The sequence below is a fragment of the Isoptericola jiangsuensis genome, from assembly GCF_002563715.1.
Lineage (GTDB): Bacteria > Actinomycetota > Actinomycetes > Actinomycetales > Cellulomonadaceae > Isoptericola > Isoptericola jiangsuensis.
In genome coordinates, this window is sequence record NZ_PDJJ01000001.1 from 1628989 (window position 1) to 1645592 (window position 16604).

Consider the following 16604-nt stretch of genomic DNA (forward strand, 5'->3'; position numbering starts at 1 on the left):
GCTCGCGCGCGACGCCGCCGACCGCGACCCGCCCGCGCCGAGGCCCCGGGGTCAGGACCCGGCGGCGTCCGCGAGCGTCGCGACGCTCGCGAAGAACTGCGACGTCGTCACCAGGCCGCACGACAGGGTCTCGGCGATCTGGTCGTCGGTCACGCCGTGCTCCAGGTCCACCGACACCTCTCCGTACAGGGCCAGGCCCTCGTCCTCGGCGCGGGCGTACACCTTGGGCCACAGCCGCTCACGGTTCCAGTCGTTGCACGCCTGGAGCACGGCCGGTCGCGCCGTGTCGGGCAGGGTGCCCGCCCAGCGGCCCCGCACCTGGAGGATCTCCGCGTCCTCGCCCAGCAGCAGGAACCAGAATCGGTTCCCGTCCCACGTGCCGGTGAGGTCGCCGTCGTCGTCGGTGCGGAACCGGTAACCGCGCCGCACCAGCTCGTCGCCGATCCGCTCCGCCCGCAGCGGGCCCGGCAGGTCCGCGGGGGCGTCGGCCCGGCCCCGACGCCGCACCGACTCCAGCGCCCGCCGCCAGCGGGGGCTCACGACGCCACCTGCAGCGGGTCGACGAAGTACCGGTCCAGGTGCTCGAAGAACATGGCCCCGGTGGACAGGCCGCAGTGCAGCAGCTGGCCGAGCTGGGCGTCGGACGCCCCGTGCTCGAGGCTGACGGTCGTCTCCGCGCACACCACCACGGCGCCGTCGTCGCGCACCCGCGCGTACGTCTTGGGCCAGATGTGCTCGGCGTTCCACTCGTTGCAGAGCTCGAGCACCTCGCCGAGACGTTCGATCGTCGCCTCGCGGTGCCACTGGCCACGGACCTGCAGCACCTCGCCGCCGGAGCCGAGGACGAGGAAGTAGAACAGCCGGCCGTGCCACATCCCGCCGAGGTCGCCATCGGAGTCCACGAAGTAGGTGAACCCGCACGAGTCCATCCAGGCGCTCACCCGTTCCCGGGTGACCGGGACGGGACGCACCCCCGCGACCTCGCCCACGGAGCCCGCGAGGAGCACCGCCTCGAGGTCGGCGCCCGACAGGTCGACGTCGACGTCGTCGGTACGGGCACCGGACGTCCGGCTGGTGCGGCGCGACCCGAAGAACCTCACGGACCCACGCTACACGTCCGGATAGGTTGGCACCGTGACCGTCCGCGCCGTCGTCCTGCCCGCCACCGCGCTGCTCGTCCCCGGGGCGGGGGGCGCGACCGGCGCCCTGCAGCCGCTGCGCGACGCCGTCCTGGCCGCCCTGGCCGAGGCCGCGACCACCACGCCCCGCCGGTGGGCCGTGCTCGCCGACGCGGCCGTCACGCGGCGCGACGCCCGCCGGGCCTCCCTGGCCGCGGCCGGCGTCGCCGACCGGTGGGTCCCCGCCCTGCCGCCCGCCCCGGCCGGGCCGTCCGACGCCGTCGCGGGGGTCGCCGCGTCCGTCGCGCTCTGGGCGGTCGCCGCCGTCGCCGGGCCCGGGGCGCTCGCGGACACGCGCGTCGTGGAGACGGGGCCGGGCGCGTCGCCGGCCGACGTCGTCGCGGCCGCCGACGTCCTCGTCGGGGCCGACCTCCTCGTCGTGGCGTCGCCGGGGCCGCACGGACCCGCCGGCCCGGCGTCCGCCGTGCTCGCCGACCTCGCCCGGCGCGGCGGGTGGAGCCCCCGCACCGCCACGGTCCGGGTCGACGCCCCCCACCTGCCGCCCGTCTACGAGGTCACCAGCTGGTCCACCCCGGCGGCCGCCGGGGACGGTGCGGCCGCCCACGCCGACTGACCGGGCCGGCCCTCGGACGGGACCGCGCGCCTCAGGACACGAACAGGCCGACGCCCGCGAGGACCAGCCAGAACCGGACGGCGCGGCCCACCAGGACCGTCGGCACGTACACGGCCAGCGGGACCCGCAGCGTCCCGGCCACGACGGCGATGATCATCAGCGGGGGGAACCCCACGAGCCCGGCGGCGAGCAGCACCCCGACCGTGAGCGCCGGGCGGCCGTTCACGCGCGCCTGCCAGCGCTCGAACGTCCGGCGGCGTTGCGGGTCGGCCAGCTTGCGCTGCACCCACGCGCTCTGCGTCGACCGGGCCGCGGCCTCGTACCAGACGACCTTGGCCGCCGTCTGGCCGACGGCCGCCGCCACGGCGAGCGCGACCGGGACCGCGGCGGCCGCCGGGCTCGCGGCCGCGAGCCCGCCGAGATACACCTCGATGCTGACGAACGGCACGAGCCCCGACAGGAAGCCGACGGCGAACGCGGACAGCAGGAGCACGCGCGAAGCGTAGCCCCGCCCCGGCGCGGACCACGTACCGTGGGCCCGTGATCGTCGCCGTCGTGGGACCCACGGCCACCGGGAAGTCCGACCTCGCCCTCGACCTGGCCGAGGCCCTCGGCGCGCCCGCCGGCGCGGAGATCGTCAACGCGGACGCCTACCAGCTCTACCGCGGCATGGACGTCGGGACGGCGAAGGTGCCCGTCGCGGAGCGCCGCGGCGTCGTCCACCACCAGCTCGACGTGCTCGACCCGCTGCAGGACTCCTCCGTGGCCCGCTACCAGAGCGAGGCCCGCGCCGACGTCGCCGCGATCGCCGCGCGCGGGGCCCGCGCCGTCGTCGTCGGCGGGTCCGGGCTGTACGTCCGGGCCCTGCTCGACCACCTGGACTTCCCCGGCACCGACCCCGCGGTCCGCGCGCGCCTCGAGGAGCGCGCCGAGCGCGAGGGACGGCGCGCCCTGCACGCCGAGCTCGCCCGTCTCGACCCCGCCGCGGCGGACTCCATCGGCCCGCACAACACCCGCCGCATCGTCCGCGCGCTCGAGGTCATCGAGATCACCGGGGCGCCCTACACCGCCAACCTGCCGCGCCAGGAGTACGTCCGCCCCGCCGTGCAGATCGGCCTCGACTGCGACCGGACGACCCTCGACGCCCGCGTCGAGCGCCGTGTCGCGCACATGTGGGACGCGGGCCTCGTCGACGAGGTGCGGGCGCTCGCCTCCCCGGACCAGGGCGGCACCGGACCCGGGCTGGGGGTGACCGCCGCCCGCGCCGTCGGCTACGCCGAGCTGCTGCGCTGGTTCGCCGGGGAGGTCACCGAGGCCGAGGCGCGCGAGGCCGTCGTCGCGAACACCCGCCGCCTCGCCCGCAAGCAGATGGGATGGTTCGGCCGCGACCCGCGCGTGCACTGGCTCGACGCCGGCGCCGACGACCTGGTCGAGCAGGCGCTCGCGGTCGTCCGCGCGGCGGACGCGGGGGACCTCCCGGCGCCGGGTGAGGACCCCGTGCGCCGTAGTCTGGGCTCATGACGGTGCGTTTCACCAAGGGCCACGGCACGCAGAACGACTTCGTCCTGCTCGCCGACACGCGCGGCGACCTCGACCTCACCCCGGAGCGGGTGCGGCACCTCGCCGACCGCCGCAGCGGCGTGGGTGCGGACGGCGTCATCCGCCTCGCGCCGACCGCCGCGGTGGCGCGCGACGGCGAGGGGGTCGCCGACGAGGTCCTCGCCGCCGAGCCCGACGCCATCTGGTTCATGGACTACCGCAACGCCGACGGGACCGTCGCCGAGATGTGCGGCAACGGGGTGCGGGTCTTCGCGGCGTTCGCCGAGTCCCTCGGGCTGGTCGACCTCGACGGCGGCGAGGAGCTGGTGCTCGGCACCCGCGGCGGCGTCAAGCGGGTCGTCAAGGAGCCCGGCGGCTGGTACGCCGTCGACATGGGCCTGTGGCACCTGCCCGGCGGGGCCGACGCCGCCGCGGCGGGCGCGGACGCCGCCGTCCGCGCCGCCGGGTGGGACGCGCCCCGCCCGGGCCTGTCGGTCGACCTCGGCAACCCCCACACCGTGGTCGCGCTGGCCCGCGCCGACGAGCTCGCCGCGCTGGACCTCACGACCGCGCCGCTGGTCGACCCCGTCCCGCCGCACGGCACCAACGTCGAGCTCGTCGTGCCGCTCGGCGAGGAGCCCGCCGCCGACGGCGTCGGCACCGTCGGGCGGCTGCGCATGCGCGTGCACGAGCGCGGCGTGGGGGAGACCCGCTCCTGCGGCACCGGTGCGTGCGCGGCCGCGCTCGCCGTGCGCACCTGGGCGGCCGCCGGCGCCGACGACCCCGCCGCCGTGCCCACCACGTGGTTCGTCGAGGTCCCGGGCGGCGAGGTCCGCGTGCGCCTGCTCGACGGCGGGCACGTCGAGCTGGCCGGACCCGCCGAGCTCGTCTTCAGCGGCGAGCTCGCGCTGTAGTGCCCGAGACCGCGGAGATCGCCCGTGCGGCGTCGCTCGTGCTGGGCGCCGAACTGCTCGACGCCGCCGACCTCGGCGGATCGACCCGCTCGACCGTCATGCGCTGCCGCGTCGACGACCCCGCCCGGACCGGGCACGCGACGGTCGTGGTCAAGCAGTTCCACGGCGACGACGACGGCGGCTACGTCCGTGAGGCCGCCGGACTGCGTCTCCTCGACCGGACGCCCGACCTGCTGGCGCATGACGACGAACGCCGGCTGCTCGTCATGACCGACCTGGGCGACCCACCCACGCTCGCCGACCTGCTGCTGGGTGCGGACCGCGCACGGGCGTGGGCCGGAGCGGCGTCCTGGGCGCGCGCCCTCGGCCGCCTCGCCGCGAGTGGGTCGCGGCCCGGCGCGGCGGCTCGCGCAGCGCTCGCCGGGCGGGAGTGGGACCTGCGCGGCGACGTCACCGTGGGTGCCACCCGCCTCGGCGAGCTGCTCGACGGTGCCGTCGACACCGCCGCTCTGGTGGCCGAGGCCGTCGGTCTCGCCGATCGGTGCGCGGCGACCGGTCGGCTCGTCCTCGCCCCGTCCGACGCGTGCCCCGACAACGCCGTGCTGCGCGAGGACGGCTGGTGGTTCCTCGACCTGGAGGGCACGGCCGTCCAGCCGGTCGCGCTCGTCGCCGCGTACGCGATGATGCCGTTCGCCACGTGCTGGTGCGTCTTCGACCCGCCGCCCGATCTGACCGGGACGCTGCTCACGGAGCTCACCGCCGGGCTGGTCGAGCAGGCGCCGGACCTCGTGCCCGCCCAGGGTTGGAGCCAGGAGGTCGAGGCGGCGTCCGCGACCTACGTGCTCGCCCTGACCGGCTGGCTCTGGGAGTCCACGCTCGCCGGGCGCGAGCACGTCGGCCCGCCGGGACGCTCACCGTCCTACCGCCAGCTCGTCACTGGCCGCTGGCGCTGGGCCGCTACCGCCCTGCGCGAGGTCGCGCCGCGAACCGCTGCGGCGTGCGCCCTCGCGGCACGCCGGGCGTGGGAGACGTGGGGGAGCGAGGTCGAGACCACGGGCTACCCGGCGTTCGCGGACCCAGCCGCGGGACCTGCCCCGCTCAGCGTGTGACGTGCAGCACGCGGAACCCCTTGGACGACGCCGCCCGCCGGGTGGGCAGGCCCAGCTCGTCCTCGATCCAGCGGGCCAGGGAGTCCGACCCGAGGTTCTTCTGGACGACCATCCACGCGCCGCCGGCGGCGTCGCCGGACGGGGCGAGCCGGGGGAGCCAGTGCGCGAGCATGTCGTGCAGCACGCTCTTGCCCACCCGGATCGGCGGGTTCGACCACAGCGCGGCGAACACGACGTCGTCGGGCACCTCGTCGGGGGCGCAGGCGTGCACGCGGTCCGCGACGCCGAGCCCGGCGGCGTTGCGTCGCACCAGGTCCAGCGCCCGCCGGTTGACGTCGACGGCCCACACCGTGGTCGCGGGGTTCTCCAGGGCGGCGGTCAGCGCGAGCGGGCCCCAGCCGCAGCCGAGGTCCAGCAGGTCGCCCGGGGGCGGCGCGGGCAGCTCCTCCAGCAGCACCCGCGTGCCCTTGTCGACGCCGCCGGGGGAGAAGATGCCGCCCGCGACCTCCACCTGCACCGGGCGCCCGGCGAGGCGGACCTCGATCCGGCGGCGCTCGGCGTCGGAGGCGGGCTCGGCCGTGAAGTAGTGGTCGCTCACGCCCGCATCGTAATTGGCTTCGGACGGGACGTTCCGGCGTGGGAAACTTGTTGTACCCACGCACGCCACCCGAGAGGAACACCTTGACCCACATCCCCACCGGCCCCGAGCAGCCCGCCGCGCCGTCCGACGACCCCACCGAGCGGACCGCCGCACCGGCGCGCGACGCGCAGGCGATCGCGGACGACGTCGTGGCGCGGGTCCTCGCCCGGGCGGGGACGGCGCGCGCCGAGGGCGGGACCGTCCACTCCGTGCACGACGGCGACCAGCTCGACCTCGCCGAGCGGTCCGCCCTGCGCCGGGTGGCGAACCTGTCGACCGAGCTCGAGGACGTCACCGAGGTCGAGTACCGCCAGCTCCGCCTGGAGAAGGTCGTGCTCGTCGGCACCTACCCGGGTGGCGAGGCCGCCGCCCGCGAGGCCGAGGTGTCGCTGCGCGAGCTCGCCGCGCTCGCCGAGACCGCCGGGTCCCAGGTGCTCGACGGCATCCTGCAGAAGCGCGCCAAGCCGGACCCCGGCACCTTCCTCGGCTCCGGCAAGGCCGCCGACCTCGCCGACGTCGTCGCCGCCACCGGCGCGGACACGGTCGTCGTCGACACCGAGCTCGCGCCGTCCCAGCGTCGCGGGCTGGAGGACATCGTCAAGGTGAAGGTCGTCGACCGCACCGCGCTGATCCTCGACATCTTCGCCCAGCACGCCAAGTCCCGGGAGGGCAAGGCCCAGGTCGAGCTCGCCCAGCTCGAGTACCTCCTGCCGCGCCTGCGCGGCTGGGGCGAGTCCATGTCCCGCCAGGCCGGTGGCCAGGTGGGCGGCGCGGGCGCCGGCATGGGTTCCCGCGGACCCGGCGAGACGAAGATCGAGCTCGACCGTCGCCGCATCCGCAACCGCATGGCCAAGCTCCGTCGCGAGATCGCCGCGATGGCGCCCGGCCGCGAGACCAAGCGGCTCGACCGGCGCCGCCACGCCATCCCCGGCGTCGCCATCGCCGGCTACACCAACGCCGGCAAGTCGTCGCTGCTCAACGCGCTCACCGACGCGGGCGTCCTCGTGGAGAACGCGCTGTTCGCCACCCTCGACCCCACGGTGCGGCGCGCCCGGACCGACGACGGCCGTGTCTACACGCTCGCCGACACCGTCGGGTTCGTCCGGCACCTGCCCCACCAGCTCGTCGAGGCGTTCCGCTCCACCCTGGAGGAGGTCGGCGACGCCGACCTGCTGCTGCACGTCGTGGACGCCTCCCACCCGGACCCCGAGGGGCAGATCGCCGCGGTCCGCGAGGTCATGGCGGACATCCCCGGCGTCGAGGACGTGCCCGAGGTCGTCGTGCTCAACAAGGCGGACGTCGCCGACCCCGCCGTGATCGGCCGGGTGCAGCGCCGCGAGCGGCGCACCGTCGTGGTGTCCGCGCACTCCGGGGAGGGCATCGCCGAGCTGCGCGCCCTCATCGCCGACGAGCTCCCGCGACCCGCCGTCGAGATCGACCTCGTCGTCCCGTACTCGCGCGGCGACCTCGTGCACCGCGTGCACGAGAACGGGGAGCTCACGGGTGAGGAGCACCTCGCCGAGGGCACCCGGCTGCGCGGTCGCGTCGACGCGGCGCTCGCCGCCGAGCTGGAGCGGGTCGCGGTCTGACCCGCGCCCCCGCGGCGGCGTCGACGTCGGGGGACGCCCGTAGGATCGACCGGTGACCTCCCCCGACACCTCCGCCGCCCTCGCCGACGCCCTGCCGGGGGCGGTCGAGCTGCTCGAGGCCGCCGTCGGCGCGCTCGGCGGCTCGCCCCGCGAGGGGCAGTCGCGGATGGCGGCCGAGGTCGCCGAGTCGTTCGAGACGGGGCGCCACCTGCTGGTCCAGGCCGGCACGGGCACCGGCAAGTCGCTCGGGTACCTCGTGCCCGCCGTGCGGCACGCGGTCGGCGCCGGGGAGCGGGTCGTGGTCTCCACGGCGACGCTCGCCCTCCAGCGGCAGGTCGTCACGCGGGACCTCCCGCTCGTGGTGGACGCCGTGGGCCCGCTGCTGCCGCGGCAGCCGCACGTGGCGCTGCTCAAGGGCTGGCACAACTACCTGTGCCTCCACAAGGTCGCCGGGGGCTACCCGGACGCCGACGCCACGCTGTTCGACCTCGACCCCGACCCGGGCCCGGGGGAGGGCTCCGCCGCGGAGCAGCACCCCGCCCCCGGGGCGGGTGACGGCGGCGCGGCACGCCTCGCCGACCACGTCCGCCGCCTGCACGCCTGGGCGCAGGAGTCCGACACGGGCGACCGGGACGACCTGGTCCCCGGCGTCCCCGACAAGGCGTGGCGGCAGGTGTCGGTGACCTCCCTGGAGTGCCTGGGGCAGCGGTGCCCCCTCGTCGACGACTGCTTCGCCGAGCACGCCCGGCAGCAGGCGCGCGAGGCCGACGTCGTCGTCACCAACCACGCGATGCTCGGCATCGCGGCGTCGGGCAACCCGAACGTGCTGCCCGAGCACGCGGTGCTGGTCGTCGACGAGGCCCACGAGCTGACCGACCGCATCACGTCGTCGGCGACGGTCGACCTGTCCGGTGGCACCGTCGAGCACGCGGCACGGCTCACGCGCCGCCACGGCGGGGTCGCGACCGAGGACCTCGACACCGCCGCCCAGTCGCTCGCGCACCTGCTCACCCAGGTCCCCGCCGAGCGTTTCCCGCTCGGCCTGCCCGACGACCTGCGCACCGCCGTGGGCGCGGTGCGCGACGAGGCCCGCGCCCTGCTCACGGCCCTCAAGCCGGAGGCGAACGCGGAGCCCGACCCGGGCGTGAAGATGGCGCAGTCCGCGATGCTGCAGCTCTTCGAGGTGGCCGAGCGCATGACCGCACAGGACACCTCCGCCGACGTGCTGTGGTGCTCGCGTCCGCCCGCCGACGCCGCGTGGGGCGACGGGATCGCGCGGCTCCACGCGGCACCCCTCGCCGTGGCGGGACTCGTGCGCGACCAGCTCCTCGGGGAGCGCACCGCCGTGCTCACCTCCGCGACGCTCGCGCTCGGCGGCAGCTTCGACCCCGTCGCACGCTCCCTCGGCCTGGGCGCGGCCGCGCAGGACAGCTCCTGGCGCGGCCTCGACGTCGGCAGCCCCTTCGACTACCCGCGCCAGGGGATCTGCTACGTCGCCAAGCACCTGCCCGCGCCCGGGCGCGAGCCGACCACCGAGGCCCAGCTCGACGAGATCGCGGGCCTGATCGAGGCGGCCGGCGGGCGGACGCTGGGCCTGTTCTCGTCGCGCCGCGCCGCCACCGCCGCCGCCGAGGCGATGCGGGCACGGCTCGACCTGCCCGTCCTGTGCCAGGGCGACGACCAGCTGCCGAGCCTCGTGCGGACGTTCGCCGAGGACCCGGCGACCTCGCTGTTCGGCACCCTGTCGCTGTGGCAGGGGGTCGACGTGCCCGGCGACTCCTGCCGCCTCGTCATCATCGACCGCATCCCGTTCCCGCGGCCCGACGACCCCGTCAAGGCCGCCCGCGCCCGCGCCGTGGAGGAGGCGGGCGGCAACGGGTTCATGCAGGTCGCCGCGCAGCACGCGGCGCTGCTGCTCGCGCAGGGCGCGGGCCGGCTCGTGCGCACGGCGACGGACCGGGGTGTCGTCGCCGTCCTCGACCCGCGGCTGGTGACCGCCCGCTACGGCACGTTCCTGGTGCGGTCCATGCCGGACTTCTGGCGGACCACCGACCAAGGTGTGGTCCGGGCTGCGTTGCGTCGGCTGGACGTCTAGGTTGGGCCCCGTGAACGCACCTCGTCGGACGTCCAAGCTCGCCATCGTCGGGGCCGGGGCCGTGGGCTCCACCCTCGCCTACGCCGCGCTCGCGCGGGGTACCGCCCGGACCGTCGCCCTCATGGACGTCGACCGGTCCAAGGTCGAGGCGGAGGTCCTGGACCTGCGCCACGGCGGCATGTTCGTCCCGCAGGCGGAGGTCATCGGCTCCGACGACGTCGAGGTGGTGCGCGGCGCCGACGTCGTCGTCGTGACGGCGGGCGCCAAGCAGAAGCCCGGCCAGACGCGTCTCGACCTGGCCGAGGCGACGATCGCCCTGACGCGCAAGATCCTGCCCGGGCTCGTCGAGGTCGCCCCCGACGCGACGTTCCTCCTGGTGACCAACCCGGTGGACGTCGTGACGTACGCGGCGCAGAAGATCTCCGGTCTCCCGCCCGAGCGGGTCTTCGGGTCAGGGACCGTGCTCGACTCCTCGCGCCTGCGCGCCGCCATCGCGGAGCACTGCGGCGTCGCGGTGGGCAACGTCCACGCCTACGTCGGCGGCGAGCACGGCGACTCCGAGATCGCGCTGTGGAGCTCGGCGACCATCGCGGGCGTGCCGCTGCTCGACTGGAAGAGCCTGCCCGGCCGGCCGCCGCTGGACGCTGCGGCCCGCGAGGGTATCGCCCGGGACGTCGTGGAGTCGGCCTACCGCGTGATCGCGGGCAAGGGAGCGACCAACTACGCGGTGGGCCTCGCCGTCACGCGGATCGTGGAGGCGGTCCTCAACGACGAGCACCGCGTCATGCCGGTCTCGACCCGGCTCGACGACTTCTACGGCATCGACGACGTCTGCCTGTCCCTGCCGACCCTGGTCGACTCGCGCGGTGCCACGACGGTGGTGCCGATCCCGCTGTCGGACTCCGAGCTCGTGGGAATGCGTGCGTCCGCGTCGAGCGTCAAGGCGGTCCAGCAGCGCTTCGGCCTCTGACCGCGACGCGTCCGCGTCGCGGCCGGCAGGTCGCAGGAAGGGCGAAGGGGCGGGACGTCGATGACGTCCCGCCCCTTCGCGCGTGCGGGCCCGGTCCTCAGAGGCTGCGCAGCACCGCGACGACCCGCCCGAGCACCGTCGCCTCGTCGCCGAGGATCGGGTCGTAGGCGGGGTTCTGCGGCATGAGCCAGGTGTGCCCACCGTTCTGCTTGAACGTCTTGACCGTCGCCTCGCCGTCGATCATCGCGGCGACGATCTCGCCCTGCTCCGCGACGTTCTGGCGCCGCACGACGACCCAGTCGCCGTCGCAGATCGCGGCGTCCACCATCGAGTCGCCGCTGACCTTGAGCAGGAACAGCTCGCCGTCGCCCACGACCTGGCGGGGCAGCGGGAAGACGTCCTCGACGACCTGCTCGGCCAGGATCGGCCCGCCGGCGGCGATCCGGCCGACCACGGGCACGTAGGTCGCGGCGGGCACGGTCGCGTCCTCGCCGTCGGGCGTCGGCGCGGCGAGGGGACCGGGTGCGGCGGCGTCGGGCACGTCGACGACCTCCATCGCGCGCGGACGGTTCGGGTCCCGCCGCAGGTACCCCTTGCGCTCGAGCGTGGTGAGCTGGTGCTTGACCGACGACGGGCTGGACAGGCCGACGGCCTCACCGATCTCGCGCATGGTCGGCGGGTAGCCGCGGGTCTCGACCGAGGTGCGGATCGTCTCCAGGACGCCCCGCTGGCGCGGCGTGAGCCGCTGCCCGCCGCCGAGCAGCTCCGACACCGGTGCCACGGCGCCCTCGGGGGCCGGGGAGGGCCCGTGTCGCGTCGTCATGCTGTCTCCCGTCGTCGTGCGTGGTCGTCGGCCCGGCGCCGGTGCCGGAACGGCCGAGCCGCCGTGCCGTGCGGAAACCGACAAACGTGCCATCGCGCTGGGTCCAGGGTAGGGCAGGTCGGGGTCGACATCAAACACGTGTTCGAGATCTCTCGACTCGTGTCGCCGCCGCGTGGTACAACGGGAACACCTGTTCGAACGAACAGGTGTACGACGCACAGGTGTTCGAGCGGCCCCAGCGGCCACGAGGGGGAGTTGAGATGTCGACGATCACCGCAGTCCCGCAGGGCGACCTCGGTCCGCTGGGGCTCGACGGGCTCCGGCTCACCGTCCGGGGACGGGTCGTGCTCGTCCTGCTCGCGCTGCTGGCGGTGGCCGGGGGCCTGCTCGGCGGCGTCCAGGCGGTTGCCGGCACGGAGACGGTCCGGGTCGAGGTTGACCTCCACACCGTCGCACCCGGGGAGACGCTGTGGGGGTTCGCCCGCACGCTCGTCGAGCCGGGGGAGGACGTGCGGGACGTCGTCGCCGAGCTCAAGGCCCTCAACGGGATGCGGACGTCGGAGCTGCGGGTGGGTCAGGTCGTCGCGCTGCCCGCCGACTGACGGCGGTGCCCACCGGCGGGCGGTGTTGCACGCGCCGGTGCATCCCGCATACGTTCGTCGGGCAGCCGGGCACGGGTCCGGCACCGACCGCAGGAGAACCTCGGATGCACTGCCCGTTCTGCCGCCACGCCGACTCGCGCGTCGTCGACTCCCGCACCTCGGACGACGGCTCGTCGATCCGCCGCCGGCGGCAGTGCCCCGAGTGCGGGCGGCGCTTCACCACGGTCGAGACCGCCAGCCTGTCGGTCGTCAAGAGGTCGGGGGCGACCGAGCCGTTCAGCCGGGACAAGGTGGTCTCCGGCGTGCGCAAGGCATGCCAGGGGCGCCCGGTGAGCTCCGACGACCTCGCGCTGCTCGCGCAGAAGGTCGAGGAGACCCTGCGGGGCGCCGGCAGCGCCGAGATCGACGCCTACGAGATCGGGCTCGCCATCCTCGGTCCGCTGCGGGAGCTGGACGAGGTCGCCTACCTGCGGTTCGCGTCCGTCTACCAGGCGTTCGACTCCCTGGAGGACTTCGAGGCGGCGATCACCTCGCTGCGCTCCGAGCGTGCCGAGCGGACCCCCGCGGCCGCGGCCGACGACGTCACCTCCTGAGGCCCACGGCATCAATCCCCTGGCATCGGGGGGCGCGGCAGCGCATGCTGTGGTCATGACCGACGAGAAGAAGTCGACCGCACCCGACGACGACACGAGGGCGAAGTTCAAGGAGGCCCTCGCCCGCAAGAACGCGGCGAATCACCGTAGCGCCGAGTCGGACCGCAACACGGGGTCCGTCCACGGGTCGGAGACCACCGGTCCCGTGCAGCAGATGTTCCGGCGCAAGTCCGGCTGACGGCCGCAGACGACGCGAGGGGCCCCGGACGTCGTGTCCGGGGCCCCTCGCGCGTACGCGGCGGCGAGCGTCAGCCGGCCGCGGGACCCGGGGGGAACTCGGGGCGGTCGAACGCGTCACGGATGCGCAGTCGGACGGTGGTGGCCATCTCCATGAGCTTGGCCGAGGCCCCGCGCTGGGTGACGTCCGAGATGTCGGTGACCACGTAGCCGAGCTCGCCGCGCGTCGCGAGCATCTGGGCCTCGATGTTGGCGCCGTGGTCGGCGAACACCTGGTTGACGGCCGCGAGGACGCCCGGCACGTTGCGGTGCAGCAGGGCGATGCGGCCGACGCCGGTGTGCTCGAGCTGGAGGTTCGGCAGGTTGACCGACAGCATGGTCGAGCCGGTGAACAGGTAGTCGCGCAGCTTCTTGGCGACGAACTGCCCGATGTTCTGCTGCGCCTCCTCCGTCGACCCGCCCACGTGCGGCGTGAGGATGACGTTGTCGAGCCCGCGCAGCGGGGAGTCGAAGTGGTCCCCGCGCTTCTTCGGCTCGGTCGGGAACACGTCCACGGCGGCGCCCGACAGGTGGCCGGACAGGATGTGCGTCCGCAGCGCGTCGACGTCCACGACGAACCCGCGCGACAGGTTGAGGAAGATCGCGCCGGGCTTCATCCGGGCGAAGAGGTCCTCGCCGAACAGGCCGGCGTTGCCCGCCCGGCCGTCGACGTGGATCGTCACGGCGTCCGACACCGCGAGGAGCTCGTCGAGGGTCTCCACCCGGCGGGCGTTGCCCAGCGCGAGCTTCTCGGAGGTGTCGAAGAACACGACGTTCATGCCCAGGTTCTCCGCGAGGACGGAGAGCTGGGAGCCGATGTTCCCGTAGCCGATGATGCCGAGCGTGCGGCCCCGCACCTCGTGGGAGCCGTCGGCGGTCTTGTCCCAGACGCCCTGGTGCAGCGCGCTGTCGCGCACCGTGAGGCGACGGGTCAGCGCGATGATCTCCGCCACGGCCAGCTCCACGACGGAGCGCGTGTTGGAGAACGGCGCGTTGAACACGGCGACGCCGTGGGCCGCCGCGGCCTCCAGGTCGATCTGGTTGGTGCCGATGGAGAACGTCCCCACGGCGAGCAGGCCGGGCAGGGACTCCACGACGCGGCGGGTCACCTGGGTCTTGGAGCGGATGCCGAGGATCTGGAAGTCGGCGAGCGTCTCGATCAGCTCGTCCTCGTCGAGCGCGCCGGGACGCGACTCGACCTGGATCCCTGCGTCGCGCAGGATCTCGACGGCGTCGGGGTGGATGTTCTCGAGGAGTAGGGCACGCAGCACGCCCCTATGGTGCGCCCCGGGGCGGCCGGGCGACAAACGCGTCTCACGACGCGTGCACGAACCCCGCGGGCAGCTCGTGGGCGTGCACGACGACGAGGCGCTGCGTGGGGCGGGTCATCGCCACGTACAGGTCGCCCCAGCGTCCCGCGTCGCCGACGACGTCGCGCGGCTCGACGAGGACGACCGCGTCGTACTCCAGGCCCTTGGTGTCCCGGGGCGTCACGACGACGACCTGGGCGTCCTCGGGCCGCTGCGCGGCGAGGCGCGCGGCCTCGTCGGTGCCCAGGACGGCGGGCAGCAGGTCGTCGAGCGCGGCGCGCAGGCCGGCCACCGACTCCGGGGCCGCGACGACGGCCACGCGGCCGGCGCCGTCGGGCCCGACGTGCTCCTTGGCGAGGTCGACCGCGGCCCGGGCGGCGTCGCCGGTGGTGTCGTCGCTCGGCCGGAGCACGAGGGCGCCCGGCAGGTCGCGGGCGGCGGTGAGGGGGGACGTGGGCAGCCCGGCGGCGTCGGCGACGCGCTGGGCGGCGTCGGCGACGGCGGCGGGCGTGCGGTAGCTCACGGTGAGCTCCGAGATCCGCCAGTGCCCGCCGAGCACGGCGTCGAGGGCGTGGCGCCAGGACCGGGCGCCCGCCGCCGACGACGTCTGCGCCACGTCCCCGACGATGGTGAGCGACCGGGTGGGCACACGACGCACGAGCGCGTGCCACGCCATCGGGCTGAGCTCCTGCGCCTCGTCCACCACGACGTGCCCGTACGTCCAGGTGCGGTCCGCGGCCGCCCGCTCGGCGGTGGTGAGCAGCGGGCCGGACTCGGTGAACCGGGAGGCGAGGGTCTCGGCGTCGACGAGGCCGCCGCCGGCGCCGGAGGACTCCAGCACGCGGCGGGCGTACTCGACCTCGGCGGCGCGCGCGGCCTCGCGGGCCCGGGCCTCGGCCTTCGCCACGGAGTCGTCCTCGCCGAGCAGCTCGGCGGCCTCGTCGAGGATCGGCACGTCGGCCTCGGTCCACGGCGCGTCCGGACGGCGGTGCAGCAGGAGGCGCTCGGCGGCGGTGAGCTCCGGCGCGGCCTCGGCGAGGCGGTGCGGCTTCGCCCAGAGGTCGGCGACGAGCTTCTCGGCCGAGATCGGGAACCACGCGAGGTTGAGCGCGACCCGCACGTCCCGGTCGGAGCGCAGGTCCTCCAGCAGCACGGCGACGTCGTGGTCCGACAGCTCGGACTCGGTCCGGGTGCGGTACTGGTCGACGAGCCGGTTCAGCATCTCGCGCACGAACGTGGGGCGGGCCTCGTTGTGCGGCTTGTGGGTGCGCCGCGCGCGGGCGATGGCGTCGCGCACGTCGCGCCGGCGGATGCGCAGGTCGACGCCGTCGACACGGACCGGCACGTCGGCGGCGGGGACGCGCTCGCGGGCCCGCACGGCGCGACGCACCGCGTCGCGCCAGAGCAGACGACCCTTGACCTCCGCGGCCGCCCCGTCCTCCACGGCGTCGGCGCGCAGCCCCGGCACGAGCTCGGCGACGGTCGTGGCCACCACGCCCGTCTCGCCGAGCGACGGCAGCACCTGGTCGATGTAGCGCAGGAACGCGCGGCTCGGCCCGACCAGCAGCACGCCGCTGCGCTCGAGCAGCCGCCGGTGCGCGTACAGCAGGTAGGCGGCGCGGTGCAGCGCGACCGCGGTCTTGCCCGTGCCGGGCCCGCCCTGGACGACCAGCGCGCCGGCGAGCTCGTCGCGCACGATGCGGTCCTGCTCGGCCTGGATGGTCGCCACGATGTCGCCCATGCGGCCGGTGCGCCGCTGCGCGAGGGACGCCAGGAGCGCGCCCTCGCCGGAGAGCGTCGTCGCGTCGATCCCGTCGGCGACGGCGTCGAGGTCGAGCAGCTCGTCCTCGATCCCGGTGACCGTGCGGCCCGAGGTGACGACGTGCCGGCGCCGGCGGACGCCGTCGGGCTGCACCGCGGTCGCGCGGTAGAACGGCTGGGCCGCGGGGGCCCGCCAGTCCGTCAGGAGGCTGCGGTGCTCGGCGTCCGTCAGGCCGATGCGGCCCACGTAGCGCTGCTCGCCGTCGGCCAGGTCCAGGCGGCCGAACGCGAGGCGGTCCTCGACCGCGTCGAGGCGTGCCGCGCGGTCCGAGTACAGGGTCGCGAACGCGTCGCGCTCGCTCCGGTTCTGCGGGGACCCCGACGGACCCGACCGACGGACGTCGGCGAGTCGTGCGCGCGCGCTCGCGCGCAAGGTGTCCAGTCGTGCGTACAGGCGGTCGACGACCTCCTGCTCGCGTGCCAGCTCGTCCTGCCTGCCCGCCACGCGTCCCCCTCGGTGCTCGGTGTGCGGCCGACCATCTTTCCACGTCCGGGCCCCGACACGGAAAACCGTGCCCGCGCCGCGCCGGGCCGGAGCCTCCCGCGAGGGACGTCGTGGGGCATAGGATCG

17 protein-coding genes are annotated in these 16604 nt (G+C 75.4%); 10 read left to right on the forward strand and 7 right to left on the reverse strand.

What is annotated here, in order from left to right:
• Positions 1-51: 51 nt before the first annotated feature.
• Both ATJ88_RS07375 and ATJ88_RS07380 read right to left on the reverse strand, forming a co-directional pair.
• Positions 52-540 (reverse strand): type III secretion system chaperone family protein, encoded by a 489-nt coding sequence (locus ATJ88_RS07375; RefSeq protein WP_098463265.1) that lies wholly within the window; start codon positions 538-540, stop codon positions 52-54.
• Positions 537-1100 (reverse strand): YbjN domain-containing protein, encoded by a 564-nt coding sequence (locus tag ATJ88_RS07380; protein WP_098463266.1) that lies wholly within the window; start codon positions 1098-1100, stop codon positions 537-539. The genes ATJ88_RS07375 and ATJ88_RS07380 overlap by 4 nt, the downstream gene beginning before the upstream one ends.
• A gap of 34 nt (positions 1101-1134) precedes the next feature.
• Here ATJ88_RS07380 and ATJ88_RS07385 point away from each other — a divergent pair, with 34 nt between their 5' ends.
• Positions 1135-1752 (forward strand): hypothetical protein, encoded by a 618-nt coding sequence (locus tag ATJ88_RS07385; RefSeq protein ID WP_098463267.1) that lies wholly within the window; start codon positions 1135-1137, stop codon positions 1750-1752.
• Positions 1753-1783: 31 nt separating this feature from the next.
• On the opposite strand, the gene ATJ88_RS07390 is transcribed toward ATJ88_RS07385, so the two are convergent.
• On the reverse strand, positions 1784-2245 hold the full coding sequence (locus ATJ88_RS07390; protein WP_098463268.1) for a hypothetical protein: 462 nt from the start codon (positions 2243-2245) through the stop codon (positions 1784-1786).
• 47 nt (positions 2246-2292) lie between these two features.
• On the opposite strand from ATJ88_RS07390, the gene miaA reads away from it, so the two are divergent.
• The 3 genes from miaA to ATJ88_RS07405 are packed head-to-tail and all read left to right on the forward strand — an operon-like array spanning position 2293 to position 5314.
• The gene (miaA, locus tag ATJ88_RS07395) at positions 2293-3273 is read left to right on the forward strand and encodes a tRNA (adenosine(37)-N6)-dimethylallyltransferase MiaA (protein WP_098463269.1); all 981 of its coding nucleotides are present in this window, start codon (positions 2293-2295) and stop codon (positions 3271-3273) included.
• On the forward strand, positions 3270-4205 hold the full coding sequence (gene dapF / locus ATJ88_RS07400) for a diaminopimelate epimerase (protein WP_098463270.1): 936 nt from the start codon (positions 3270-3272) through the stop codon (positions 4203-4205). The genes miaA and dapF overlap by 4 nt, the downstream gene beginning before the upstream one ends.
• The gene (locus ATJ88_RS07405) at positions 4205-5314 is read left to right on the forward strand and encodes a hypothetical protein (RefSeq protein ID WP_098463271.1); all 1110 of its coding nucleotides are present in this window, start codon (positions 4205-4207) and stop codon (positions 5312-5314) included. The genes dapF and ATJ88_RS07405 overlap by 1 nt, the downstream gene beginning before the upstream one ends.
• On the opposite strand, the gene ATJ88_RS07410 is transcribed toward ATJ88_RS07405, so the two are convergent.
• Positions 5304-5912, reverse strand: coding sequence for a class I SAM-dependent methyltransferase (locus ATJ88_RS07410; protein WP_098463272.1), 609 nt, complete (start codon positions 5910-5912; stop codon positions 5304-5306). The genes ATJ88_RS07405 and ATJ88_RS07410 overlap by 11 nt on opposite strands.
• A gap of 83 nt (positions 5913-5995) precedes the next feature.
• Here ATJ88_RS07410 and hflX point away from each other — a divergent pair, with 83 nt between their 5' ends.
• From hflX to ATJ88_RS07425, 3 genes are read left to right on the forward strand one after another with little or no spacing between them, the layout of a single operon-like run.
• Positions 5996-7543, forward strand: a complete 1548-nt coding sequence (gene hflX, locus ATJ88_RS07415; RefSeq protein ID WP_098463273.1) for a GTPase HflX — start codon at positions 5996-5998, stop codon at positions 7541-7543.
• A gap of 52 nt (positions 7544-7595) precedes the next feature.
• A complete protein-coding gene (locus ATJ88_RS07420; protein ID WP_098463274.1) occupies positions 7596-9638 on the forward strand; it encodes an ATP-dependent DNA helicase in 2043 nt (680 codons plus the stop codon).
• A 10-nt stretch (positions 9639-9648) separates the two neighbouring features.
• Positions 9649-10608, forward strand: a complete 960-nt coding sequence (locus ATJ88_RS07425) for an L-lactate dehydrogenase (protein WP_098463275.1) — start codon at positions 9649-9651, stop codon at positions 10606-10608.
• Positions 10609-10705: 97 nt separating this feature from the next.
• Here ATJ88_RS07425 and lexA read toward each other — a convergent pair whose 3' ends face one another.
• Positions 10706-11431 carry a transcriptional repressor LexA gene (lexA, locus tag ATJ88_RS07430; RefSeq protein ID WP_098463276.1) on the reverse strand — a complete coding sequence of 242 codons (726 nt, stop codon included), beginning with the start codon at positions 11429-11431 and terminating at the stop codon, positions 10706-10708.
• Positions 11432-11691: 260 nt separating this feature from the next.
• Here lexA and ATJ88_RS07435 point away from each other — a divergent pair, with 260 nt between their 5' ends.
• The 3 genes from ATJ88_RS07435 to ATJ88_RS07445 all read left to right on the forward strand — a co-directional run bounded on the left by ATJ88_RS07435 (position 11692) and on the right by ATJ88_RS07445 (position 12864).
• Entirely contained in the window at positions 11692-12033 is a 342-nt protein-coding gene (locus ATJ88_RS07435) for a LysM peptidoglycan-binding domain-containing protein (RefSeq protein ID WP_098463277.1), read from the forward strand.
• A 104-nt stretch (positions 12034-12137) separates the two neighbouring features.
• Positions 12138-12626: a transcriptional regulator NrdR gene (gene nrdR / locus ATJ88_RS07440; protein WP_098463278.1), complete on the forward strand. Its 489-nt coding sequence runs from the start codon at positions 12138-12140 to the stop codon at positions 12624-12626.
• A gap of 55 nt (positions 12627-12681) precedes the next feature.
• Positions 12682-12864, forward strand: a complete 183-nt coding sequence (locus ATJ88_RS07445; RefSeq protein ID WP_098463279.1) for a DUF5302 domain-containing protein — start codon at positions 12682-12684, stop codon at positions 12862-12864.
• A 70-nt stretch (positions 12865-12934) separates the two neighbouring features.
• Here the strand turns inward: ATJ88_RS07445 and serA are convergent, their stop codons facing one another.
• A complete protein-coding gene (gene serA / locus ATJ88_RS07450) occupies positions 12935-14173 on the reverse strand; it encodes a phosphoglycerate dehydrogenase (protein WP_098463280.1) in 1239 nt (412 codons plus the stop codon).
• 43 nt (positions 14174-14216) lie between these two features.
• A complete protein-coding gene (locus ATJ88_RS07455; RefSeq protein ID WP_098463281.1) occupies positions 14217-16478 on the reverse strand; it encodes a HelD family protein in 2262 nt (753 codons plus the stop codon).
• Positions 16479-16604 lie beyond the last annotated feature (126 nt).